This is a genomic window from Stenotrophomonas sp. 63632_Sma, from assembly GCF_056482875.1.
The window spans coordinates 2,203,966-2,226,169 of sequence record NZ_CM151220.1; the positions used below are offsets into that span (position 1 = coordinate 2,203,966).

Annotated in this window: 23 protein-coding genes; 6 read left to right on the forward strand and 17 right to left on the reverse strand. The window is 66.1% G+C overall.

Annotated features, from left to right (window positions below):
* Nucleotides 1-53: 53 nt before the first annotated feature.
* The gene (locus tag ACZK45_RS10210) at nt 54-1,826 is read right to left on the reverse strand and encodes an EAL domain-containing protein (protein WP_032127372.1); all 1,773 of its coding nucleotides are present in this window, start codon (nt 1,824-1,826) and stop codon (nt 54-56) included.
* A gap of 4 nt (nt 1,827-1,830) precedes the next feature.
* Entirely contained in the window at nt 1,831-3,933 is a 2,103-nt protein-coding gene (locus tag ACZK45_RS10215) for a sensor histidine kinase (RefSeq protein WP_478445789.1), read from the reverse strand.
* Nucleotides 3,934-4,064: 131 nt separating this feature from the next.
* Here ACZK45_RS10215 and ACZK45_RS10220 point away from each other — a divergent pair, with 131 nt between their 5' ends.
* Entirely contained in the window at nt 4,065-6,824 is a 2,760-nt protein-coding gene (locus ACZK45_RS10220) for a bifunctional diguanylate cyclase/phosphodiesterase (RefSeq protein WP_293791612.1), read from the forward strand.
* Nucleotides 6,825-6,941: 117 nt separating this feature from the next.
* Here the strand turns inward: ACZK45_RS10220 and ACZK45_RS10225 are convergent, their stop codons facing one another.
* From ACZK45_RS10225 to ACZK45_RS10265, 9 genes are all read right to left on the reverse strand, one after another.
* Nucleotides 6,942-7,469 (reverse strand): hypothetical protein, encoded by a 528-nt coding sequence (locus ACZK45_RS10225; protein WP_478445790.1) that lies wholly within the window; start codon nt 7,467-7,469, stop codon nt 6,942-6,944.
* A gap of 139 nt (nt 7,470-7,608) precedes the next feature.
* Entirely contained in the window at nt 7,609-8,073 is a 465-nt protein-coding gene (locus ACZK45_RS10230) for a hypothetical protein (protein ID WP_121503219.1), read from the reverse strand.
* Nucleotides 8,074-8,185: 112 nt separating this feature from the next.
* Entirely contained in the window at nt 8,186-8,533 is a 348-nt protein-coding gene (locus tag ACZK45_RS10235; RefSeq protein WP_121503220.1) for a hypothetical protein, read from the reverse strand.
* Nucleotides 8,534-8,630: 97 nt separating this feature from the next.
* Nucleotides 8,631-8,846 (reverse strand): hypothetical protein, encoded by a 216-nt coding sequence (locus ACZK45_RS10240; RefSeq protein ID WP_125895711.1) that lies wholly within the window; start codon nt 8,844-8,846, stop codon nt 8,631-8,633.
* A 98-nt stretch (nt 8,847-8,944) separates the two neighbouring features.
* Nucleotides 8,945-10,135 (reverse strand): methyl-accepting chemotaxis protein, encoded by a 1,191-nt coding sequence (locus tag ACZK45_RS10245; protein WP_005409587.1) that lies wholly within the window; start codon nt 10,133-10,135, stop codon nt 8,945-8,947.
* Between the two features lie 164 nt (nt 10,136-10,299).
* Nucleotides 10,300-10,914 carry a high frequency lysogenization protein HflD gene (hflD, locus tag ACZK45_RS10250; protein WP_010485865.1) on the reverse strand — a complete coding sequence of 205 codons (615 nt, stop codon included), beginning with the start codon at nt 10,912-10,914 and terminating at the stop codon, nt 10,300-10,302.
* Nucleotides 10,911-12,053, reverse strand: coding sequence for a tRNA 2-thiouridine(34) synthase MnmA (gene mnmA, locus ACZK45_RS10255; protein WP_107431878.1), 1,143 nt, complete (start codon nt 12,051-12,053; stop codon nt 10,911-10,913). The genes hflD and mnmA overlap by 4 nt, the downstream gene beginning before the upstream one ends.
* Nucleotides 12,050-12,511, reverse strand: a complete 462-nt coding sequence (locus tag ACZK45_RS10260) for an NUDIX hydrolase (protein WP_107431877.1) — start codon at nt 12,509-12,511, stop codon at nt 12,050-12,052. Before ACZK45_RS10260 ends, mnmA begins: the two co-directional genes overlap by 4 nt.
* Before the next feature lies 1 nt (nt 12,512).
* Entirely contained in the window at nt 12,513-12,986 is a 474-nt protein-coding gene (locus ACZK45_RS10265; protein WP_032127360.1) for a hypothetical protein, read from the reverse strand.
* A gap of 112 nt (nt 12,987-13,098) precedes the next feature.
* On the opposite strand from ACZK45_RS10265, the gene clpS reads away from it, so the two are divergent.
* Nucleotides 13,099-13,425 carry an ATP-dependent Clp protease adapter ClpS gene (clpS, locus tag ACZK45_RS10270; RefSeq protein WP_006444529.1) on the forward strand — a complete coding sequence of 109 codons (327 nt, stop codon included), beginning with the start codon at nt 13,099-13,101 and terminating at the stop codon, nt 13,423-13,425.
* A gap of 138 nt (nt 13,426-13,563) precedes the next feature.
* Here clpS and ACZK45_RS10275 read toward each other — a convergent pair whose 3' ends face one another.
* Nucleotides 13,564-14,376: an APH(6) family putative aminoglycoside O-phosphotransferase gene (locus ACZK45_RS10275; RefSeq protein WP_478445791.1), complete on the reverse strand. Its 813-nt coding sequence runs from the start codon at nt 14,374-14,376 to the stop codon at nt 13,564-13,566.
* A gap of 138 nt (nt 14,377-14,514) precedes the next feature.
* Between ACZK45_RS10275 and clpA the strand changes: the two genes are divergently transcribed.
* The 3 genes from clpA to ACZK45_RS10290 all read left to right on the forward strand — a co-directional run bounded on the left by clpA (nt 14,515) and on the right by ACZK45_RS10290 (nt 17,558).
* The gene (clpA, locus tag ACZK45_RS10280; RefSeq protein ID WP_125895707.1) at nt 14,515-16,800 is read left to right on the forward strand and encodes an ATP-dependent Clp protease ATP-binding subunit ClpA; all 2,286 of its coding nucleotides are present in this window, start codon (nt 14,515-14,517) and stop codon (nt 16,798-16,800) included.
* Nucleotides 16,801-16,983: 183 nt separating this feature from the next.
* Nucleotides 16,984-17,262, forward strand: coding sequence for a type II toxin-antitoxin system RelE/ParE family toxin (locus tag ACZK45_RS10285; RefSeq protein WP_478445792.1), 279 nt, complete (start codon nt 16,984-16,986; stop codon nt 17,260-17,262).
* Between the two features lie 8 nt (nt 17,263-17,270).
* Nucleotides 17,271-17,558 carry a HigA family addiction module antitoxin gene (locus ACZK45_RS10290; RefSeq protein WP_032127356.1) on the forward strand — a complete coding sequence of 96 codons (288 nt, stop codon included), beginning with the start codon at nt 17,271-17,273 and terminating at the stop codon, nt 17,556-17,558.
* Nucleotides 17,559-17,606: 48 nt separating this feature from the next.
* On the opposite strand, the gene ACZK45_RS10295 is transcribed toward ACZK45_RS10290, so the two are convergent.
* From ACZK45_RS10295 to aat, 4 genes are all read right to left on the reverse strand, one after another.
* A complete protein-coding gene (locus ACZK45_RS10295) occupies nt 17,607-17,984 on the reverse strand; it encodes a hypothetical protein (RefSeq protein WP_478445793.1) in 378 nt (125 codons plus the stop codon).
* Nucleotides 17,985-18,113: 129 nt separating this feature from the next.
* Nucleotides 18,114-18,386, reverse strand: coding sequence for a hypothetical protein (locus ACZK45_RS10300; protein ID WP_125895705.1), 273 nt, complete (start codon nt 18,384-18,386; stop codon nt 18,114-18,116).
* A 171-nt stretch (nt 18,387-18,557) separates the two neighbouring features.
* Entirely contained in the window at nt 18,558-18,776 is a 219-nt protein-coding gene (gene infA / locus ACZK45_RS10305) for a translation initiation factor IF-1 (protein ID WP_005409596.1), read from the reverse strand.
* A gap of 86 nt (nt 18,777-18,862) precedes the next feature.
* Nucleotides 18,863-19,603, reverse strand: coding sequence for a leucyl/phenylalanyl-tRNA--protein transferase (aat, locus tag ACZK45_RS10310; protein ID WP_478445794.1), 741 nt, complete (start codon nt 19,601-19,603; stop codon nt 18,863-18,865).
* Between the two features lie 72 nt (nt 19,604-19,675).
* On the opposite strand from aat, the gene ACZK45_RS10315 reads away from it, so the two are divergent.
* A complete protein-coding gene (locus ACZK45_RS10315; protein WP_478445795.1) occupies nt 19,676-20,944 on the forward strand; it encodes a hypothetical protein in 1,269 nt (422 codons plus the stop codon).
* Nucleotides 20,945-21,029: 85 nt separating this feature from the next.
* On the opposite strand, the gene ACZK45_RS10320 is transcribed toward ACZK45_RS10315, so the two are convergent.
* Nucleotides 21,030-22,154 (reverse strand): GNAT family N-acetyltransferase, encoded by a 1,125-nt coding sequence (locus tag ACZK45_RS10320; protein ID WP_478445796.1) that lies wholly within the window; start codon nt 22,152-22,154, stop codon nt 21,030-21,032.
* Between the last annotated feature and the right edge of the window lie 50 nt (nt 22,155-22,204).

Consider the following 22,204-nt stretch of genomic DNA (forward strand, 5'->3'; position numbering starts at 1 on the left):
GAACCCGACATCCAGAGCAGCCGGCCAGCGGCCGGCGCTACCAGAGGGGATCGTTACCGCAATGGGCGATCCTCGCCGCCATCTCCGCTTTCCACCGGCGCCGGACCGGCGTTGCTGCGGCGCTGTTCCTCATAGGTGCGGAACGCCTGGTGGATGTGCTTGCGCAGCTCGTCGTCGTTCCACGGCTTGGTCAGGAAGCGATAGATCGCACCGCGGTTGATCGCGTCGGTCACGGTGTTCAGATCGGTGTAACCGGACAGCACCAGGCGGATCGTGTCCGGGTACAGCATCTTCACCCGGCCCAGGAACTCGGTGCCGCTCATGTCGCTCATGCGCTGGTCGGACAGGATCACCTGCACGTCATTGATTGCCAGCAGGTCGAACGCATCGCGCACGTTGCCGGCGGCCAGGATGCGGTAGCCGTCGCGACGGAACAGACGCACCAGCGAGCGCAGTACGTTCTCTTCGTCGTCCAGCAATAGCAGCGTGCGGTCGGGACGGGTCTCGGCAAAGGCTTCCGGACGCAGGTAGCGGCGGCGCAGGGTCATGCCGGCGGCATCGGCCGACATCGGTTCGCCGAACAGATAGCCCTGGAACACATCGCAGTCGTTGCGGCGCAGGAAGCCCAGCTGGGCCTGCGATTCCACACCGTTGGCGATCACGGTCATGCCCAGCTGGTGGCCCATGGCGATGATCGCGCGGGCGATGGCGGCCTCGCGGTTGCCGGCCGGTGCGCTCTTGATGAAGCTGCGATCGATCTTCAGCTTGTCCACCGGGTAGCGGACCAGTGCACTCAGGCTGGAATCACCGGTGCCGAAATTGTCCAGGCTCAGGCTGATGCCTTCGTTGCGCAGATTGGCCAGCGTCTCGTGCACGAAGTTGACGTTGTTGGTGAGCGCGCTTTCGTTGATCTCCAGTGTCAGCATCTGTGCCGGCACGCCCGCGGCCTGGATCAGGCCCATGACTTCAGCGAAGAAGTTGGGCCGCAGCAGCTGCAGGGTGGAGACATTCACCGCGATGGTGAAGTCGTCGAAGCCCTGGTCGCGCCACAGGCGGGCCTGCTTCAGTGCGCCTTCCAGCACCCAGGTGCCGATCTGCACGATGATGCCCAGCCGCTCGGCGGTGCGCATGAAGCGCTCCGGCACCAGCATGCCCAGCGTCGGCGACTGCCAGCGCAGCAGCGCTTCCATGCCGACCACGTGGCCATCGCGGGCGCTGACCAGCGGCTGGTAACGCAGTTTCAGTTCGCCGTTGGGAATGGCGTCCACGATCTGGCGGGCGATGATGCTTTCGCTGTGCGCGCTCGGTGGCGTATCCACGGCGTGGATGCGCACCGCGTTGCCGCCTTCGCGGGCCGCCTGGTACAGCGCATCCTCGGCGTGATCGAGCAGGCGCGAGGTGCTGCTGGCATGGTCCGGGCACAGGCTGACGCCCAGCTTGCCGGTCATGAACAAGGTGTACGGCAGCACCGACAGCGGCAGCTCCATCTGCTGGCGGATCTCCTCGGCGAAGTCCTCCGGCAATGGCACGTCGGCAGTGCGTGGCACTGCGATCAGGAACTCATCGCTGCCGTGGCGCCACAGCTTGCCGCGACCACGCAGGTAGGACTGCAACCGCTGCGCCACCAGCACCAGGGCCTGGTCACCCACCTCGGCGCTCATGTTTTCGTTGACCGAGGCGAAGTGGTCGATGTCCACGTGCATCAACATCAGTGCGGTGCCGCCCGAGGCCGCCTCGGCGACCATCGCCTGCAGCTCGGGGTTGCCGGCGCCAAGGCGATCAGGCGCATCATCGATGCTGACCGGGGGCTGGTTGGGATTCCACATAGGCTCAGTAGTCCGGTGACTCAACGGCGGCCATGCTGGCCGCCTGGTAGGGGAGGTGTACGTCGATCAGGGTGCCTTCGCCGTGTGCGGATTCGATCCGCACATGGCCACCGACGCTCTGCGCACGCTCACGCATCACGATCAGGCCCAGCCCGCGCGGACCGTCCGGGTCGAAACCTTCGCCGTCGTCGCGGATCTGCAGGTGCAGGCTGCGCTTGCCGATGTCGCGCAGTTGCAGGTGTACCTGGCTCGCGCGTGCGTGCCGCAGCACGTTGGTCAGGCTCTCCTGTGCGATGCGGAAGCAGGCCTGTTCGATGCTGTTGTCGGGGCGATGAGGCAGGGGTTCGATCTCGGCCAGCAGCTCCACCTGCGAAGAACGGAACAGCACCCGTGCCTGCCAGCTGAGGGCCGCTTCCAGGCCCAGCGCGTCCAGCTGCGGAGGGCGCAGCAGGGTGGAGATGTCGCGCAGCTTGGCTACCGTGGTGTCGGCCAGGCTGACGATCTGTGCCAGGTCCTCGGCGCGGCGCTGCGGATCGTGCTCGTCCTGCGCGGCATGGGCGGACAATTTGATCGCCGTGATCGCCTGGCCGATGTCGTCGTGCAGATCGCGCGAGATCGCGCGGCGCTCGTCTTCCTGCAGGGAGAACAGGCGGCCGGCCATCGCCTGCAGTTCGCGGTTGCTGGTTTCCAGTGCACTGCGCGTCCGTTCGGAATCACTGAGGTCGCGCACGATCAGCAGCTTGCAGTCGCGGCCACCATAGCGAACCTCGCCCACCGCCAGGCCGGCATGGAAGCTGCGGCCGTCGGCGCGCTGCATGGCCACCATGCTGCTGTGACCGGGCCCCAGGTGTGGTTGGCCTGCACGCAATTGGCTGCGCACGCGGGCCAGATCGGCGCTGTCCACCAGTGCTGACAGGGGTTCGCCCAGCAGGGTGTGGCTGCCATAGCCGAACAGGCTGGCGGCCCAGGCGTTGGTGTACAGCACGTGCTCGTCGGAGAGGATCACCACGCCATCGGGTAGCACCCGCACCAGCTCTCGGAACTGTTCTTCGCGCTCGCGCAGCAGGCGCCGCGATTGCTCCCGCTCGGTCACGTCCTGCAGGGTGCCCAGCACGCGGTTGCGGCCGGCCTCGTCGATGCCGCTGGCCGCACGCAGATGCACCATCAAGGCGCGCCCATCCATCGACAGCAACGGCAACAGCACGTCCACCTGGACCGGCTCGCCGGAGCAGAGCTCGGCCAGCAGCTGTTCGGTCTGGGTGGCGGTGGCCGGGTCTGCCGGCACCAGCAGTTCGTCGAAGCGATGCCAGCGCCGCGCCTCGGGCGGGCGGCGACCGAGCAGGCGATAGACCTGGTTCGAATAGCGGCCAAGTCCCGTGGAGGGGTCCAGTTCCCAGGCGCCGATGCGCGCCAGCTCGTGGGCTTCTTCGACCCGCGCCAGCGCCTGGTCACGGCGCAGCTGGGCCAGGTCTTCAGCGGTGCGGTCGATGGCAATCAGCAGGCGGGCGTTGTGGCCGTCATAGCTGATGGCGTTGGAGCGCAGCTCCATCTGCCGCAGCGAGCCGTCACGCAGCTGCAGCTGGGTACGCAGGATGCACAGTTCCTCCGGTGCCTCGCGGATCGCTTCCAGCTTGGTCTGCAGCGCCAGGTCCTGGCCTGGCGGCCACAGCGAATCGATGGTCTGCTCCAGCAGTTCGTCACGGTCCCAGCCGAAGACCGTACAGGCCGCCGGATTGGCATCGAGGATCGCCAGCGTATCGAGGTCGTAGACCAGGATCGGGCCGGGGTTGCCCTCGAACATCTGCCGCAGGCGCAGCTCCGAGGCCTGCTGGCGCGCATGGGTGTGCAGCACATGCTCGGCCAGCGGCCGCAACAGCAGATACAGCAGGCCGGCACTGGCCAGTGCGAAGAACGAGCCCTTCACGCTCTGCCACATCGCCGCCTGCTGCGGATCCGGCACCAGCGCCTGCACGGCACTGTCGGAAGCGATCATCCAGGCCAATGCCATCACCAGGTAGCTCAGCACCACCCGGCGCCGGTCGCGGCTCAGCGCCTGCGCCATCCGCGGGTCGGGAACTGGGGCGTTGCCGGTCGGTTCTGCGGGCATGGACAGGGCGGAAGAAAGGGGCGCCGGCCATCTTACCGCGCAGGTGCGCCCAGACCACTCAATTATCCGCCGCAGGCGCCGTTAACCACTGCGTGCCCCGCTGACGGGCGTGTCATCCGGAGCAAGATCGCGTGGACCAAGGGATCATCGCCAGCCTGCTGCAGCACCCGCTTGCGTCGGCGCTGGTCATTGTCGACCGCACGGGCCGCCCGCTGGCGGCCAATCCGGCTGCGCGCGAGCATGGCCTGCCGGCGACCGTGGCTGCGTATGCGCCGATGCTGGAAGATCTGCGCCTGATGGCCGCCGATGGCGGCATCGTGGCCTGCACGCTGCCGGGTGGCCCGCACGGCCACTACGACGGCCACCTGCGCGCGGTGCATGATGGCGCCGGCAACCTGCTGGCCTTCACGCTGAGCATTCCCGAGCCGGTGCCGCTCGGCGGCGGTGGGCGCTGGGAGCTGGCGCTGGACAGCGCCGGGCACAGCCTCTGGGACTGGGACATTCCCAGCGACCGTGTGGTGCGCACCCCGGCACTGGGCGATGAAACCGCTACCGAGATTCTGGCCCGCGTGCACAGCGAGGACATCGCACAGGTGCGGGCTGCACTGGATGAGCATCTGCGTGGCTTGAGCGAGCAGTACAGCGCACAGTTCCGTTTCCGCCAGGCCGATGGCCAGTGGCGTTGGGTACTGGACCGCGGGCGCGTGGTCGCGCGCACCGCCGATGGCCAGCCGCTGCGCATGGTCGGCACGCATACCGATATCGAACAGCAGAAGCAGCTGGAAGGGCTGCTTCAGGAGCAGCAGCTGCACCTGAGCGAGGCCCAGCGCATCGCCAGCATGGGCAGCTGGTCGTTCGACCCCAACAGCGGTCATTTCTGGTGGTCGCCGGAGCTGCGTTCGCTGCTGGCGTTGGAGCAGGGGGCCGTACCCGGCCAGCGGCGCTGGCTGAAGCAGCTGCATCCGCGCTCGCGTGGTGCGCTACGCGCAGCATGGCGACGCTTGTGGCGCGATGGCCGGGCCGCCAACATCGAACTGGAACTGACCCGGGGCAACGAACCGTCGCAGCATCTGCGGCTATGGATGCAGCCGCTGCTGGACATGGATGGCCAGCCCAAGCGACTGCTCGGCCAGGTGCAGAACATCACCGAGCAGCACCAGACCGATGCACTGATCCGCTGGCGTACCGAACTGCTCAACCGTGTTTCCGCGCTGGGCCGCATCGGCGGCTGCGAGATCGAAGTGCAGACCCGGCACATGCAGTGGACCGAGGAGTGCTACCGCATCCACGGTCTGCGCAAGGAGCCGATCACCCTCGACCAGGCACTGGCGCTGTACACCGAGGATTCGCGCAATGCCTTCGACGCCGCGTTGGTCCGGATTGCCGGCGGCGGGCTGCCCGAACAGCTGGACCTGTGCTTCTACCGCCAGTCCGGCCTGCGCGTGTGGGTGCAGGTACTGATCGAGCTGGATCGCCGTGACGGCCTGCCGCCTCGGTTCGTGGTCCTGTTCCGTGACATCACCCGCGAGCGCGAGGCCAACGAGCGCATCGAGCTGCTGGCGCACTACGATCTGCTCACCGGCTTGCCCAATCGCGTGCTGCTCGGCGAGCAGACGGCAGAAGCCATCGAGGAAGCGCGCGACCGCGGCACCTCGCTGGCGATGCTGTTCATTGATCTGGACGGCTTCAAGACCATCAACGACAGCTTCGGTCATGCCACCGGTGATGCGCTGCTGAAGGCTGCCGCCACCCGCCTGCACCAGAACCTTCGCAACAACGACCTGTTCGGCCGCTTCAGTGGCGACGAGTTCATCGTGGTGTTGCGCGACCTGGCCGAGCCGGAAGACGCCGGCCACGTGGCGCGGAAGCTGATCGCTTCGCTGGCCGAGCCATTGCGCCGTGGCGAGACCACGTTGAAGGTCGGTGCCAGCGTCGGCATCGCGATGCTGGGCGATGCGCAGACCGATTTCGATTCACTGCTGCGTGCCGCCGACGCCGCGATGTACGCGGCTAAGGAAGCGGGGCGCAACACCTACCAGTACTACAGCCAGGACGCATTGGCCCGCATCCAGCGCAAGCTCGAGTTGGAGCATGCCCTGCACGGGGCGATCGAACGCGAAGAGTTCAGCCTGGCCTACCAGCCGCTGCTGCATGCGCACCAGGGCGAGCCACCAGCGATCGAGGCACTGCTGCGCTGGCATCGTCCCGGCATCGGCTACTGCAGCCCGGCCGAGTTCATTCCGATTGCAGAGAAGTGCGGTGAGATCGTGCGCATCGGCGACTGGGTACTGAATGAAGCCTGCCGCCAGGCGATCGCCTGGGACCGGGCTGGCCTGTGTTTCGACCGCATCGCGGTCAACGTGTCGGCGGTGCAGTTGCGTGACCGTGGCTTTGCCGAGCGGGTGATCGAGATCTGCCATGCCCACGGCTGGCCGCCGCAGCGGTTGGAGCTGGAGCTGACCGAGTCGGCGCTGATCCGTGACACCGACATCCTGCGCCATTGCTTCGACGTGCTGGAACGGCATGGCGTGCCGCTGGCGGTGGATGATTTCGGTACCGGCTTCTCCAATCTGAACTACCTCAACCGATTCCCGGTGGGCCGCCTGAAGATCGACCGCAGTTTCGTGCAGGGCATGCTGCATGATTCGGGCACGGCCGAAGTGACCCAGGCCATCGTGCACCTGGGCCACGCGCTGGGCATGAAAGTGGTGGCCGAGGGCGTGGAAACGCACCAGGAAGAAGACATGCTGCGTCGCCAGGGCTGCGACGAGATCCAGGGCTACCTGTACTCGCGCCCGCTCAGCCCGCGCGACCTGGCGCAGTGGCTGCGCCAGCAGCACGCCGCGCCCGGGCGCACCGACGCTGCCAGCGAGGTCGTGCTGGCACGCTGAGGGTAGCGCCGGGCCTTGCCCGGCGGGATCGCCGCACGCCGACGCACCGCTCTGGTAGGTGTCGACCTTGGTCGACACGAATGCCGGTGCTCGCGATCATCCACGCATGGCGTGGATCTACTGCGATGCGGCAACCATTCGCTGCGGAAATTCGGAGCGAAGCCGTGCGCGCACTGCTTCCACCACATGTGCATAGCGTCGGCGCTGGATGAAATAGCCCATGTAGAACAGCAGCAGGGCCACCAGCATCGGCGACGCAGCCGGGCGGACCAGGATGATCGGCACCAGCATCAGTGTCAGGCCCAGCGCGAACCAGCTGCACCGCCCGACCACCCGCACCTCCCTGCGTTGCGCGTCGATCATCACCCGCCCGCGCATCAGCGGAAAGTAGCGACTGCCAAAGCTCGGCGCGAAGCTCTCGCGAAAGGCGACACTGCCGTCCGGCAGCGCGCGGAACACCAGGCGAAGCCAGGTATCGGCCGGCAGATCATGCTCCAACCCGGCCAGCGAAAGCTGCGCCAGCTCTGCCGGCGTAGCGGCGATGCGCTGATTGAACAGGACGATGCCGGTGCGGAAGAAGAACGGCGCCCACAGCACAAGCAGCAGGACTTCGATCAACAGCGCGGCGATCAGGGCGATGGCCATCGGTCTTCCATGAACGGGACCTGCGCATCATGCCATAGCGATTTCGCCACCCCAGTAGATCCACGCCATGCGTGGATGTTGCCCGGAACCAGCTACCGTCCTCGCGGGGCGGTCCAGTGAATCGAGCAGTCTCCTGGATTCAATCGTCTTCCACCAGATCGCTGAGATCCAGAATCTGTGGATCAACACTGTGCGCGACGATGCTTCGGAGCATTCCAGCCTTTGGGCGTAGGGCATAGCAATGCATCGTATGGATGGGATTGAATTCCAGCCACGGGCAGGATGAGTGCCCCACGATAACCGGCATGTTGAAATTGATGTCTTTTGGATCATCCAGTGGCAGGGTCCATTTGCCGCCGTGATGCTCCCACACTACATCGCCCAGATATCGTGCAAACACAATCCTCAGGCCATCCTGTTCGTCCTCCGACAACGTTGCAGCCATCGTCGTGTACAGCGTCTCCAGGCGATCAAGGCTCTCCAGGCTGCCGTCAAGGTCGACGCCGCGGAGCTGTGCTTGTTCGATCAGCCATTCAATCTGATCGTCCATGATGATCAGAAACTGTTCGAAGGTTTCTCGCGCTTCTTCCGGATTGAATGCCATGCGGCCACCAGGGAGGGAGAGCGACGAGTGTGCCCCGGGCCTGTGATCCACACCATGCAACAAGTCCGAAAGGGTGGAGGGGCGATCGCATGCACCCACGCATGGCGTGGATCTACCGTTTCATCAATGCGATGCCTGCAATGGAATAGCTGGCGATCAACAGCCCGAACACGTACTCCGCGACGATGATCAGCCAGAAGGTCATCGGCTCGATGTCCCGCCATGCATCAATGGTGCCGGAGCGGTGATGGCTCAGATGAACATGCCCGGTGTTGATGGCAGTTGCCGGCGCCCAGGCAAATAGAAAGGCCATCAGCATGAAGAGCAGGCTGCCGAACAGGAATGCGACAGGTCTATGCCGAGGTGGCCGCAAAGTGGCGTAGGCGGGGCGCCAGGTGAAGGTGACCGCGATGAGCACCATCACAGCAAATCCCAGCCAGGTCATGAACGTGGTGCTCATGCGACGACACTCCGTGTCCAGCCGTAGATGGCATGGGCGGATCATGCCATGGGTTTGGAGCGGGTGGTGGTGAAGACCATCCACGCATGGCGTGGGTCTACCTCAAGGCGTCCCCGTCCAACCCCAGGTCCCACGCCAGTCCCAGCAGCGCCTCATCCGCCCGTGACGGGCCAGGCCGCGCATCCGCCAGCTGCTGCAGTTCGCGGATCTCCTCACGTGCTACCTCTTCCAGCTGCTGCAGCTGCTCACGCACGCTCGCGTTGCGCGGGCGCTCGGTGTCGGCGAGGGAGGGCAGGGCGCGGATCAGGGTCATGGTGCGTGTACAGGATGCATCCAACGGCGGGTCACAGGCAAAGGCCCCGGACGAACCGGGGCCTTGCGGGCTGCCGGCAACGGCAGCGGACATCAGGATCAGAACAGCTCGACGGTGCCGGCGCCCATGCTCTGCTGGGCAACCGGCTTGTGCGGCGGGCGTTCCCATTCGCTGCGCAGTTCGCGCAGGCGGCTGCCGGTGCGCTGCAGGGCGGTGGCGATCTCTTCGTCGAACACGCCGCCATTGCGGTGCAGCAGTTCCTGCAGGGCCACCGCCTCGCGGTTGATCGCGGTCAGGCGGTCCAGGTGGGTGTGCACGCCGCCCAGCGCCTGGGTGGCGATGTCTTCGAACTGCAGGGCGCGTACAGCTTCGGCCACGCTGCCATCGATCGAACGGGCGCACTCGGACACTTCGCGCATGCCGTCACCCAGCGAGGCGTTGATCTGCGCGACGTTGTCGAGCATTGCCGCCGCTTCCTGGCGAGCTTCGCGGGAGCGGTCCATGTCACGCGAGGCCATGTGCGAGACCGTCTCGCGCACCTTGGCGATGGCGTCCTTGGAGCTGTGTGCCAGCTTGCGGATCTGCTCGTTGAAGGTGGTCGAGCGCTCGGACAGGTTGCGCACTTCGTCGGCGACCACCGCGAAGCCACGACCGGCTTCACCGGCACGTGCCGCTTCAATGGCAGCGTTCAGGGCCAGCAGGTTGGTCTGGTCGGCGATCGACTTGACGTCTTCCAGCAGCGCGAAGATGCCATCCAGGTGCTGCGCCATCTGGTCGATGTGCTGCACCGTGGTGCTGCTCTGGCCGCTCACCTGTTCCAGCGCTTCGACCAGCTGTTCCATGCGGTGGCTGGCGTGCTGGGCGAAACGGGCAACGTCGAGGCCGGCATTGCCTTCGTCACCGGCGCGGTCGACGATGCGCGACAGGGCCTGGCTCTGCTGGCGCGACTTGCGGTTCATCGCATCGAAGCTGCCACCGAGGCTGGAGACGGCCTGGCGGATCAGGTCACGGGCGCGTTCCACTTCGCCGCGCGAACCCTCGATCTCGTTGCCGACGAAATTGCGCAGTTCGGTCAGCAGCTGGTCCTGCTCACGCAGGACACGGGCGTGTTCCGGGGAACGGTGTGCCTGGGCGCGGGTGGTCCACCACGCAAAGCCGAGCCAGCTCAGCGTCATCGTGGTCAGGATCGCCCAACGCAGGGCGGCCGGCCATTCGAAACCGATGGCGAAGGGGAGCAGCAGGGTCAGAGCCAGGGGGGCGGCCAGACGGATGAAAATGCGTGAGTACATGGACGTTCTCGGGAGGTGCACGGAGGATGTATCGGCCGTACCCCCTTTCTCTTTAACGTCGAAATGCCTCGAAGTGCATTCTGAATGCGCCGGTTTTCCGACGCCTCGGCGGCTTCGGGGTCAGAGCCCTTTCCTTGCCGGAAAAGGATCCGACCCCATGGGGCTCAGGCCAGCTGGCGGTCCACGGCCTCGATCATCGCCTTGCGGCTGAACAGGAAGTCCCAGTAGCTGCCGCCCAGCTGGCGCCACAGCACTGCCGAGCGCACCGCGGCCAGCAGCAGGGCGCGGATCTCGGCAACCACACCGGCCTGGCCCAGGTAATGCGGGTTGCCCTGCACCATCACCCGCGGCTTCAGGTGGCTGATGGTGTCGGCGTAAAGGCCTCCCAGATTGGCCAGCACGTCCGGGTGGCCGCTGTCGCCCAGTTCGGTAGCCTGGCGCTGGGCGCGCTCGATGCCGGAGGCGACCTTGTTCACGGTGGCGCCATCCTGAACGAAGCGGCGCTCCAGCTGCAGCACCGACAGGGCCAGCTTGGGCAGGATCGGGTCCTGGCCCTGGCTGCGGAAGTAGTTGTGCAGCAGGCGCAGCCCAGCCTTCAATGCATGGCGGTCACCGAACACCTCCTGCGGCGAAGACGCATCGACGCGGAACACGCTGTCCACGGCGGTGCGCACGGCGGCGGCGTCGGAATGGCCGGTATCGGCGATGCGGCGTACCTGCTGCAGGGCCTGGGCAATGCCGGCCAAAGCCAGGACGCGGTCGTCGACAGTAAAACTCATGCAGCGATTACCTCAAAAGGGGAAGGGGTGGTGCGCAGGCGCTGTTCCAGCGGCGCATCGGTGGCGGCGATCACCGCGCCACCCAGGCACACATCACCGTCATACAGCACCAGTGATTGACCGGGAGTAACGGCGCGCTGCGGGCGCGCGAAGGTGACCAGCACGCTGCCATCGTCCAGCACCTCGACCGTACAGGGCTCGTCGGGCTGGCGGTAGCGGGTCTGGGCGGTGCATTCGAAGCGCCGTGCCGGCGGCGCGCCGGCAATCCAGTGCGCGGTTTCCGAGCGCAGGCGGTCGGACAGCATCCACTTGCTGTCGCGGTCCTGGTCCACGTACAGCACGTTGCTGGCCACATCCTTGCCGACCACGTACCACGGCGCGGCCGGGCGGCCACGCACGCCGCCGATGTTCAGGCCCTCGCGCTGGCCCAGGGTGAAATAGAAGACGCCTGGGTGCTCGGCGATCACACTGCCGTCGGCCGGGTCCAGGATCTGCCCGGGCTTGGCCGGCAGGTAGCGGCCGAGGAACTCGCGGAAGTCGCGCTCACCGATGAAGCAGATGCCGGTGGAGTCCTTCTTGGCGTGGGTCGGCAGGCTGACGTCACGCGCGATCCGGCGCAGGTCGGTCTTTTCCAGGTCGCCGATCGGGAACAGGGTGGCCGCCAGCTGCGCCTGGCCCAGCTGGTGCAGGAAGTAGCTCTGGTCCTTGGAGCGGTCGGCACCACGCAGCAGCAGCCACTGGTGGCCGCGCTGGGCCACCCGCGCGTAGTGGCCGGTGGCAATGCGTTCGGCGCCCAGCTCGCGGGCGGCATCCAGGAAGTGCTTGAACTTCACTTCGCGGTTGCACAGCACGTCCGGGTTCGGGGTGCGGCCGGCCGCGTACTCGGCCAGGAAGTGCTCGAACACCCCCTGCCAGTACTCGCTGGAGAAATCACGGAAGTGGAACGGGATACCGAGCAGGCCGCAGACGGCCACCGCATCGCGGCGGTCGTCCTCGGCGCGGCAGTCGCCGCTGCCGTCGTCGGCCCAGTTCTGCATGAACAGACCGGCTACGGCCTCGCCCTGCTGCACCAGCCGCCAGGCGGCGACCGAGGAGTCGACGCCACCGGAGACGCCCACCATCACGCGCGGAGTGCTCATGCGACCTCCCGGACCAGCGAAAGCGGATGGCGCTGGCCACCCAGGAAATCAGCCACCACCTGCCAGACCAGCGGACTGCGCAGGCGCTCCGTGGCGGCCTGCAGCTCGGCCGGGGTCAGCCACAGCGCGCGATCGATGCCGGTGTCCAGCGGCTGCGCCGGGTCGTGCGAGACCGGACGCGCCGCATAGCAGAAGCGCAGGAAGGTGGTGCCGTCGCCGGCCGTCCACTGGTAGCAGCCGATGAAGTGGGTCAGCTGCACCGTCCAGCCGGTTTCCTCGCAGGTCTCGCGCAGGGCTGCCTCGGCCAGGCTTTCGCCCGGCTCGAGGTGGCCGGCCGGCTGGTTCAGCACCTGGCGGCCGTCGATGGTCTCCTCGACCAGCAGCACGCGGCCGCCGTCGACCACCACGGTGGCGACAGTGGCGTGCGGTGCCCAGCGCGGGTCCGGCGTGGTGTTCAACTCAGAACTCGTCCTTCTTGGTCAGTTCCAGCTCCATGGCGTCGGCGGTGCGGATGGCCGCATCGATGGCGTCGCTGAGCTGGTCGGCCGTGGCATCGGCGTCGATCTTGACCACGAACATGGCGGTGGTGTCCTGCTTCACCCAGCCGCCCATCTTGGCGTCCTGCGAATCTTCCAGCAGGCGGTTGGCTACGGCCACCGGGAACTGCTTGGTCTTGGCGTTGTAGGCCGGCGACCAGATCTCGCGGATGTTGTGGGTGCCGAAATCTTCCACCGACGAGCGCACGTAGACCATCTGGGTGCGATCACCCTCGACGTCGAACACCATGCGGTAGTCGCCGTCCTCGTCGACCTCGTAGGTATAGCCCAGCTTGTCCAGGTGGCGGGCCACGGCCTTGTCGGCCTGGGTCTCGGCGGCGGCGGAGCCGGCGGCGGCCAGGGCGATCAGCAGGGCGGGAAGAAGGGTCCTTTTCATGAAGATCCTGTGAAACAGTGTTGAGAGAGGGTGCAATTGTGACGGTGGGCGTGCGTGCCGTCCAATCTGCGGCAGGCCGACGCAGGCTGGCCCGTGCCTCTATAATGGGCAGATGCCCCATGAGTCTTCTCCCGATTCCCATCACGAGCACGGCGTTGCCGTGGAGCCCGCGCGCCCGGAAGTGGCGCCGCCGCCGTTCTACCAGGTGATGCTGCTCAACGACGACTACACCCCGATGGATTTCGTGGTGGACGTGCTGCAGCAGTTCTTCAGCATGGACCTGGACAAGGCCACGCAGGTGATGCTGCACGTCCATACCCGTGGCCGCGGCGTGTGCGGGGTGTTCACCCGCGAAGTGGCCGAGACCAAGGTCGCCCAGGTCAACGAGTATTCGCGGATGAACCAGCACCCGCTGCTGTGCACGATGGAGAAGGCCTGACCGGCTGACGGTTTTCGTCCGGGCACATCGACTCCGGACCCGGTGTGCCCACCAAGGTGGGCACCTACCAAGGCAGGGGCCTGTATCGATAATGGATGGGGCGTGCCCACCAAGGTGGGCATCTACCAGAGCGCGGGATCAGCCCTCCGCCAACGCCTCCAGCGCCATTCTCGCCACCGCCTCGTCGATATCGGCCGGGTCGCCGTCATCGCGGAACCACACGGCCGACAATGCCGTGCTGGCCGCGATCCAGCGCAGCAGCCGGCGCCGCTCGATCCCTGCCAGCGCTGAAACCTGGTCGAGCCGGGCGGCGAACCGCTCGGGCCGCGTCGCAACGTGGATGCCCGGCCCGCACAGGTCCGGGTTGCTGAACAGCGTCGTGTAATCGAACGCACGGTCGCCGATCAGTCGCTTCGGATCGATCGCCAACCAGCCGCGCGCACCGAAATCGAGCACGTTGTCGTGATGCAGGTCGCCGTGCAGCGGTCGGATCTCCTGTTCCTCCTGCAACAATGCCGCCGCCAGCAATCCGCACTGTTCCAGCAGTGATGGCAGCGGCGCCCTTGGCTGCAGCAGGTCCGCGAACCATGTACGCAGGCAGACCAGTTCCGCTGGCGGTGCGCTCCGTGGCCGGTGCAGCCGTTGCAGGACCTGGCACAGGATCGTGGTGCAGGTGTCATCGTCGCCCTCGATCGAGCGCTGCCGCAGCGAGTCGCCGCCGGCACGTTCGATCAGGATCGCCGGCCCCTCGTGGGCCAGCAGGCGGACGGCGCCGTCACCGTCCCACCAACGCAGCAGGCGGTGGCTGTTCTGCTCCTCGGTTTCGCTGCTGATCTTCAGCATCGCCGGCTCGCCGGCGGCGGTCAGCACCGGCCAGAGCCGGGCGTGTGGCGTCTCGATGGCCACGCCATCACGCCGCAATCGCCAGCGGCTCAGGTAGGGTTCGCTCATGCTGGGTGGGCTGTCCTGGAGTGAATGAAGATCAAGCGATTCGCACTGATAACGCCATCTGAACGCAGCAATCCGCTAGGGTGATGGAAAACGCGTAGTCAGGCCGCATATTGTCCCCATCTGCCGCCGGAGTAATCCATGTTCAGCAAAGACCTCGAACACACCATCGGCCAGTGCTACAAGCGCGCCCGTGAGGCCCGGCATGAGTTCATGACGGTCGAACACCTGCTGTTGGCACTGCTCGACAACCCGTCCGCCCAGGCTGTACTGAAGGCCTGTGGCGCCGACGCCGAACGCCTGCGCCAGGAGCTGGAGCAGGCCATCGAGGCCTCCGTGTCCCGCCTGGCCGAAGATGACGGCCGCGATACCCAGCCGACCCTGGGCTTCCAGCGCGTGTTGCAGCGGGCCGTTTACCACGTGCAGTCCTCGGGCAAGAAGGAGGTCACCGGCGCCAATGTGCTGGTCGCCATCTTCGGCGAGAAGGACTCGCACGCCGTCTACTACCTCAACCAGCAGGATGTCACCCGGCTGGATGTGGTCAATTACCTGTCCCACGGCATCGCCAAGCTGGGCGAGGAAGGCGAGCAGCCGTCGTCCTCCTCCGAGGGTGAAGGCCGCATCGAAGGCGGGGAGGGCGAGCCGAAGGGTGATGCCCTGACCGAGTTCGCCAGCAACCTCAACGAACAGGCCCGGGCCGGTCGCATCGACCCGCTGGTCGGCCGTGCCGACGAGATCGAGCGCACCATCCAGGTCCTGTGCCGCCGCCGCAAGAACAACCCGCTGTACGTAGGTGAGGCGGGCGTAGGCAAGACCGCCATCGCCGAGGGCCTGGCCCGCCGCATCGTCGAGGGCTCGGTGCCCGACGTTCTGGCCGATGCGGTGATCTATTCGCTCGACCTGGGCGCGCTGGTGGCCGGCACCAAGTACCGCGGCGACTTCGAGAAGCGCCTGAAGAGCGTGCTGACCGCGCTGAAGAAGGTGCCCAATGCGGTGCTGTTCATCGACGAGATCCACACCATCATCGGTGCTGGCTCGGCGTCGGGCGGCACCATGGATGCCTCCAACCTGATCAAGCCGGCGCTGGCGTCCGGAGAGCTGCGCTGCATCGGCTCGACCACCTTCCAGGAGTACCGTGGCATCTTCGAGAAGGACCGGGCGCTGGCCCGCCGCTTCCAGAAGATCGACATCGTCGAGCCGACCGTCGGCGAGACCTACGAGATCCTGCAGGGCCTGAAGTCCAAGTACGAGCTGCACCACGGTGTGACCTATTCCGACGAGGCGCTGCAGGCGGCGGTGGACCTGTCGGTGAAGCACATCGGCGACCGCCTGCTGCCGGACAAGGCCATCGACGTGATCGACGAGGCGGGCGCCCGCCAGCGCCTGCTGCCGGAAGGCCAGCGCAAGGAACTGATCGACGTCGAGGAAGTGGAGGCGATCGTCGCCAAGATGGCGCGTATCCCGACCAAGCAGGTCAGCGCCACCGACAAGGATGTGCTGCAGCACCTGGAGCGCAACCTGAAGATGGTGATCTTCGGCCAGGACCCGGCCATCGAGACGCTGTCCTCGGCGATCAAGCTGGCCCGTTCGGGCCTGGGCAACCCGGAAAAGCCGATCGGCAACTTCCTGTTCGCCGGTCCCACGGGTGTCGGCAAGACCGAGGTGACCAAGCAGCTGGCGCTGCAGCTGGGCATCGAGCTGGTCCGCTTCGACATGTCCGAGTACATGGAGCCGCATTCGATCAGCCGCCTGATCGGTGCGCCTCCGGGCTACGTCGGCTTCGACCAGGGTGGCCTGCTGACCGAGAAGATCGTCAAGACGCCGCACTGCGTGCTGCTGCTGGACGAAATCGAAAAGGCGCATCCGGACATCTTCAACATCCTGTTGCAGGTGATGGACCGCGGTGTGCTGACCGATACCAACGGTCGTGAAGCCAACTTCAAGAACGTCGTGCTGGTGATGACCACCAATGCCGGTGCGGCGCAGGCCTCGCGGCGTTCGATCGGCTTCACCAAGCAGGACCATGCCACCGACGCGATGGAGACCATCCGCCGCAGCTTCACCCCGGAATTCCGCAATCGCCTCGACGCGGTGGTGCAGTTCCAGGCGCTGGGCTTCGAGCACATCCTGCGCGTGGTCGACAAGTTCCTGATCGAGCTGGAGATGTTGCTGCAGGACAAGCACGTCAGCCTGTCGGCCACCCCGACCGCGCGCGACTGGCTGGCCCACCATGGTTTCGACCCGCTGATGGGTGCCCGCCCGATGGCCCGCGTGATCCAGGACAAGATCAAGCGTCCGCTGGCCGACGAGCTGTTGTTCGGCAAGCTGGTCGACGGTGGCAAGGTCAGCATCGATGTTCGCGACGACGAGCTGGTGGTCGAGACCCAGGCCGAGCCGGAGCGGCTGCTGCCGGTCACGGTGGAATGAGCTGATGCCATAGGCTTGGCGTGAAAGCCTGGAAATGACAAGGGCGGCTTCGGCCGCCCTTGTTGTTTCCAGTGGGACTGTCGTCCGCGGCCTTGCTTGAACGGAACGGAGGTGCCAATGCTGTCTTCTGGTCGCGATAGGGTGTTGCCCTGTTTGTATCGCGAAACGATACAGGATACAGTGATGATCATCGGTTTTCGCCACAGGGGCCTCGAGCGGCTCTACCGTTCCGGCAGTAGCAGTGGAATCCGCCACAGTCACGCCAGCAAGGTGTTGTTGATCCTGTCGATCCTGGATGTTGCTTCGGGTCCTGAGGATCTCGCCATGCCTGGATTGCGTCTGCATACGCTTCAGGGCGGCCTGAAAGGGCATTGGTCTGTATGGGTCAATGGAAACTGGCGGATTACCTTCCGTTTCGCCGGCAGCGACGTGGAGCTGCTGGATTACCTGGACTATCACTGAGGCCGCGCATGATTCATCACCATCCGCATCCCGGGCAGGCGATCAAGGCAATGGTCTTTGATCCAATGGATCTGTCTGTGACCGAAGCGGCCGAGCGCCTGGCAATGTCGCGGGTAGCCCTTTCGCGGGTTCTGAACGGCAAGGCGGGCATCAGTCCTGACCTGGCCATCCGCCTTGAGATGGCGGGGGTAAGTACTGCGGTTTTCTGGATGGGGCTGCAATCCAGCTACGATCTCTGGTTGGCACGGCAGCGCGCGCAACCGAGAGTGTTGTCGCTGGTTGCCGCGACGCGTTGACGTATATCGCGACAAGGGCGGCTTCGGCCGCCCTTGTCCTGTCTGGGGTCAGCGGCTGCGGCGGCGCGCCTCACGCTTGAATCGCTCGGCATCGATCGGCTCGATGCGTGCAACCTCGCAGCTGCCGCGACCTGTGTCCAGTGCGCTTCGGCCCTCGCTGCACAGCTCGTCAGCTTCTTTGCCGTCGGTCTTGAAGCCGAGGCGGGTGGCCAGTACGGCAGAAGGGCAGCTGTTGCGGAAATGCACGACATAGTGGTCTTCGCCGGAGCGAAGCAGGATGTTCTTGTCGGCGCCGGCGCGAACGATCTGCTGTTCGCTGGTCAGTGATACGCACTGTGCCGGCGCGGTGTCGGCGGCATGGGCGGACGACGCCAGCAGGGTGACGGCAGACAAAGCCAGGGGGATGAGCAGGGAAGACAGGTTCATGGCGGGGCAGGGGGCAGCGATCCGGACTGGATCGGATCCCAAGATGCCGCCGCCGCTGCAAATGCGAATCTGCCGCAAGCAGGGCTGACCGACGCCACGGTGAGATCGGTCACGATGACCTTTGGCGCCTCAGGCCGCGATCGAACGGAATCCCTGCTGGCGCCCCTGGTCGCCGCCGTCTTCGATGACAAAGGCGACCGCCTCGTGCGGAATGTGCAGGCGCTGCTTGAGGGTGCTGCCCATATGCGGAATCTCGCGCTGCACGGCCAGGTACAGCGGGTGCGAGGCGTCCATGCTGGTGCAGACCAGGCAGGGCTGGCCGAACCAGGTGCCGTCCGGGCCCTTGCTGGCGTAGCAGCGGCTGGTGACGGACTGGGGGTCCAGGACGATCAGGTGGGTCATGCGCGCAACGCCTTCTGTGAAGAACGCATTGAGTCTAGAGTCGCGGCGCGATGCGGTATTTCGGACAGGGACGAAAATCGATCGGTCCCGGTGCCGGTCGCTTTCTTCCGCGCACGACAAAGGGCCAGCAGCGAGGCCGGCCCTGTCGGAGTGGCGCAATGCGCCGACCGCTTACTTCATGCGGTAGGTGATACGACCCTTGGTCAGGTCGTACGGGGTCATTTCAACTTTGACCCGGTCACCGGTGAGGATGCGGATGTAGTTCTTGCGCATGCGGCCGGAGATGTGGGCGATGATTTCGTGCCCATTTTCCAGACGAACGCGGAAAGTGGTGTTCGGCAGCGTCTCGCTGACGGTGCCCTCGAACTCGATGGAATCGTCTTTCGACATGTAGTCCTGTGCGGTTCAGAAAACGGCCACGCTGGGCCTAAGGCGCGGTATTTTACGCGTGATGGGCCCGGCTTGCAAAGTTTGTGTTAACCCCCGGCCAAACGCTGTGCTGGCAAGCGTCCTACCGCCTGGGTCCAGGGGCCTTCACGGCCGTCATGGTGTACGGCCTGACGGACGTGCTCCAGGAAGTCCGCGCGCGGCAGGTGCTCGGCGCCCATCCGCAGCAGGTGCGGATTCTCCACCTGGGCATCGATCAGTTCCCAGCCCCAGCCACGCAGGGTGGCTGCCAACGCGGCCAGGGCGATCTTGGAGCCGCCACTGGCGCCACTGAACATGCTCTCGCCGAAGAACATGGCGCCGATCGCGACGCCGTAGATGCCGCCGACCAGTGTCTGCCGATCCCAGACTTCGAAGGAATGGGCGAAGCCAAGGTCGTGCAGTTGGCTGTAGGCCTCGACCATCGCCGGGCTGATCCACGTACCGTCCTGGCCAGGGCGTGGTGCGGCGGCGCAGGCGCGCATCACCTGGCTGAAGGCGCTGTCGGCGGTGATCTCCCACGTGCTGCTGCGCAGCTGGCGGCGGAAGCGACTGGACAGATGCACGCCGTCGGTGCGGAACACCATGCGCGGGTCCGGCGACCACCACAGGATTGGCTCACCCTCGCTGAACCACGGAAAGATACCGCCGGCGTAGGCATTGAGCAGACGCACCGGATGCAGGTCGCCGCCCACCGCCAGCAGGCCATCGGGCTGGCGCAGTGCGGTCTCGGCCGGAGGGAAGGGGGCGTCCGGCGCATCGGCCAGGCGCCAGGGCAGCTGGCGGGTCATGGGGCCATTGTATTCGTCGTGGTGATTCGTGATGTCTGGCACCATCACTGTTCACCGGCAAGGAGCCTCCGAATGAGTGACTCGATCAGCGCCATCCTCGACCTGCATGACGCCCCGCGCACGCGCAACGACAGCCAAGGCATGCTGCTGTCGATGGCCACTGAACAGCCGCGTCAGCTGGGAGAGTTGATGCTGCAGGCGCTGGCGCGGCCTTCGCCGAGCTCGGCCTTCCTCGACATGGCACTGGACCTGCTGCCGGATGACGCGGTGCCCGCGGTCGTGGCCGACGCGTGGCGCCGCTATCGCGCGGGCGAGCGCGGTGACGTGTTGACGAGCGTGATGGAGTTCGCCAGCTATCAGGCGCCGCAGGTGCTGCAGGGCGACTGGGAGGCATTGCTGGCGGTCGCCAGTGAGGATGAGGTGCAGTTGGCCACGCAGGTCTGGCAGGGCCTGCCCAGCGCGACGGCCGCGCATTGGGCGCAGATCCTGGCCGAAGCCGATGACGATCGCGAAATGGCGCGGGCCAGGGCGTTGCTGCTCGCCGCCCAACCCGAAACCTACGCCATTGCTCGCGGCTACCTGGTCGACTGGGGGCGGTTGGATGCCGAGGTCTGGGCGCACTGGGCCGGCCTCGCCGAAGGTCCGCAGCCGCGTCGCCTGCATGGCGAGCGGCCATTGCACTTCCGCTTCGGCCACGAACAGCATCGCGCGCAGCAGGCAGACGAACCGAGCTGGCGCAAGCGCACCTGGCGCCTGCACCCGACCTGGAATGGTGGGCAGGTACACCATGTTGGGGAGATGGGAGGGCCGCTGGAAGCGCTGTGTAGCAGCTGCCATGCGCCGCTTCAGCGCCTGCTGCAGACCGATGCTGCCGCGCTGCAGCCGGGCGCGTCGGGCGAGATCACGCTGGGGCTGTGCCTGGACTGCTGCGGCTGGGAAGACCCGCCCGTGCGTTTCTATCGCCACGATGCCGACGGTCTGCCCACCTGCCATCCCAGCCAGCACCGTGCGGTGCCGAGTACGCCCACCGACAGTGGCGACCTGATGCGGGCCGAGGTGGGCCTGGTGGCGCTCGAAAGCGCGCGCTGGCAGCAACAGGACTGGGGCCAGTCCAATCATCGGCAGAACCTGTCGCGTGTGGGCGGAGCGCCAAGTTGGGTGCAGAGTGCGTGGTACCCGGCGTGCATCGATTGCGGCGAAGAGATGCCGTTCGTGATGCAGCTGGATTCGACACTGCCGACCACGGGTGAGGGCACGCTGCTGTGGGGCAGCGGCGGCATGCTCTATACGTTCTGGTGTGCAAAGTGCCGGGTGAGCGGGCACTTCTGGCAGTGCACCTGAGCACAGCGCCCTCGCTATTGCCTTGGTAGGTGCCAACCTTGGTTGGCACGCCTTTCGGCACCGCGCCAATCGAGCAAGCGCGCCTCTACGGTTCTACGCGGAACGGCCCATGCCCCTGCAGCTCCTGCTGGTAGCGCCGCACACTCTGTCGCTCCTGCCGGCACCACTCCTGCAGCGCTTCCGCGAAGTCCGGATCGGCCACCCAGTGCCGGCTGCGCACCAGCGTCGGCAGGAAACCGCGTGCCAGCTTGTGCTCGCCCTGTGCGCCCGGCTCGAAGCGGGTCAGCCCTTCGCGCAGGCAATACTCGATGCCCTGGTAGTAGCAGGCCTCGAAGTGCAGGCCGGGCAGCGTGGCGCCGCCCCAGTAACGGCCGTACAGCGTGTCTCCACCGCGCAGGCATAGCGCGCCGGCAATCGGCTCGCCGTCCTGTTCGGCCAGGAACAGCACCAGCCCCCGACCCAAAGAAATGGCCAGGTGACGCAGGAAGGTCTCGGTCAGCGCCGGGGCATTGCCGTACTCGAGGAACGTCTGCAGGTAGAAGCGGTACATCGCCTGCAGATCGGCGCGGCTCGCTTCATCGCCGTGCACCACGCGGAAGGTGATGTCTTGGCGAACGACCTTGGCCCGTTCCTGGCGGATGTTCTTGCGATGCTTGTGGTTCATCGCACCGAGGAACTGGTCGAACGTCGCCCAGTCGCCCGGGTTCTGCCACTGGAACTGCACGTCTTCGCGCAGCAGCCAGTCATCGCCGAACAGCGCCTCGTCCACTGCGGTGTGGAAGTTGATATGGGCCGAGGACACGTCCAGTGCCGGCAGCGCCTCGCGCAACGCCGACAGCAATGCGGTGCGCTCTGAATCGTGACGGGCCAGTAGGCGCGGGCCGGTGACCGGCGAGTACGGCACCGCGCCCAGCCACTTCGGATAGTAGTCGCGGCCATGACGGGCATACGCGTTGGCCCAGGCATGGTCGAACACGAATTCGCCGTGGGAGTTGGTCTTCAGGTAGCCCGGAATGGCGCCGACCAAGGTGTCACCTTCCCATAGCGTGAAGTGCCGGGGCTGCCAGCCCCAGTCCTCGCGCAGGCAGCCGTGCTGTTCAAGCCCGGAAAGGAAGGCATGACTGACGAAGGGGTTGAGGCCTTCGTGCAGGGCATCCCAGTCGGTGGCGGAAACGGACTGCAGGGAGTCGAGGAAGCGGGGGGAGGGCATGAGGAAAGGATAGGGCAGATGAAACAGAAAGGCCGACGCACTGGCGTCGG

Bases quoted from the DNA above. Each gene is read 5' to 3' on its own strand.
- ACZK45_RS10210 (WP_032127372.1), bottom strand. From the start codon at position 1,826: ATGTGGAATCCCAACCAGCCCCCGGTCAGCATCGATGATGCGCCTGAT.
- ACZK45_RS10215 (WP_478445789.1), bottom strand. From the start codon at position 3,933: ATGCCCGCAGAACCGACCGGCAACGCCCCAGTTCCCGACCCGCGGATG.
- ACZK45_RS10225 (WP_478445790.1), bottom strand. From the start codon at position 7,469: ATGGCCATCGCCCTGATCGCCGCGCTGTTGATCGAAGTCCTGCTGCTT.
- ACZK45_RS10230 (WP_121503219.1), bottom strand. From the start codon at position 8,073: ATGGCATTCAATCCGGAAGAAGCGCGAGAAACCTTCGAACAGTTTCTG.
- ACZK45_RS10235 (WP_121503220.1), bottom strand. From the start codon at position 8,533: ATGAGCACCACGTTCATGACCTGGCTGGGATTTGCTGTGATGGTGCTC.
- ACZK45_RS10240 (WP_125895711.1), bottom strand. From the start codon at position 8,846: ATGACCCTGATCCGCGCCCTGCCCTCCCTCGCCGACACCGAGCGCCCG.
- ACZK45_RS10245 (WP_005409587.1), bottom strand. From the start codon at position 10,135: ATGTACTCACGCATTTTCATCCGTCTGGCCGCCCCCCTGGCTCTGACC.
- hflD (WP_010485865.1), bottom strand. From the start codon at position 10,914: ATGAGTTTTACTGTCGACGACCGCGTCCTGGCTTTGGCCGGCATTGCC.
- mnmA (WP_107431878.1), bottom strand. From the start codon at position 12,053: ATGAGCACTCCGCGCGTGATGGTGGGCGTCTCCGGTGGCGTCGACTCC.
- ACZK45_RS10265 (WP_032127360.1), bottom strand. From the start codon at position 12,986: ATGAAAAGGACCCTTCTTCCCGCCCTGCTGATCGCCCTGGCCGCCGCC.
- clpS (WP_006444529.1), top strand. From the start codon at position 13,099: ATGCCCCATGAGTCTTCTCCCGATTCCCATCACGAGCACGGCGTTGCC.
- ACZK45_RS10275 (WP_478445791.1), bottom strand. From the start codon at position 14,376: ATGAGCGAACCCTACCTGAGCCGCTGGCGATTGCGGCGTGATGGCGTG.
- clpA (WP_125895707.1), top strand. From the start codon at position 14,515: ATGTTCAGCAAAGACCTCGAACACACCATCGGCCAGTGCTACAAGCGC.
- ACZK45_RS10285 (WP_478445792.1), top strand. From the start codon at position 16,984: ATGATCATCGGTTTTCGCCACAGGGGCCTCGAGCGGCTCTACCGTTCC.
- ACZK45_RS10290 (WP_032127356.1), top strand. From the start codon at position 17,271: ATGATTCATCACCATCCGCATCCCGGGCAGGCGATCAAGGCAATGGTC.
- ACZK45_RS10295 (WP_478445793.1), bottom strand. From the start codon at position 17,984: ATGAACCTGTCTTCCCTGCTCATCCCCCTGGCTTTGTCTGCCGTCACC.
- ACZK45_RS10300 (WP_125895705.1), bottom strand. From the start codon at position 18,386: ATGACCCACCTGATCGTCCTGGACCCCCAGTCCGTCACCAGCCGCTGC.
- infA (WP_005409596.1), bottom strand. From the start codon at position 18,776: ATGTCGAAAGACGATTCCATCGAGTTCGAGGGCACCGTCAGCGAGACG.
- aat (WP_478445794.1), bottom strand. From the start codon at position 19,603: ATGACCCGCCAGCTGCCCTGGCGCCTGGCCGATGCGCCGGACGCCCCC.
- ACZK45_RS10315 (WP_478445795.1), top strand. From the start codon at position 19,676: ATGAGTGACTCGATCAGCGCCATCCTCGACCTGCATGACGCCCCGCGC.
- ACZK45_RS10320 (WP_478445796.1), bottom strand. From the start codon at position 22,154: ATGCCCTCCCCCCGCTTCCTCGACTCCCTGCAGTCCGTTTCCGCCACC.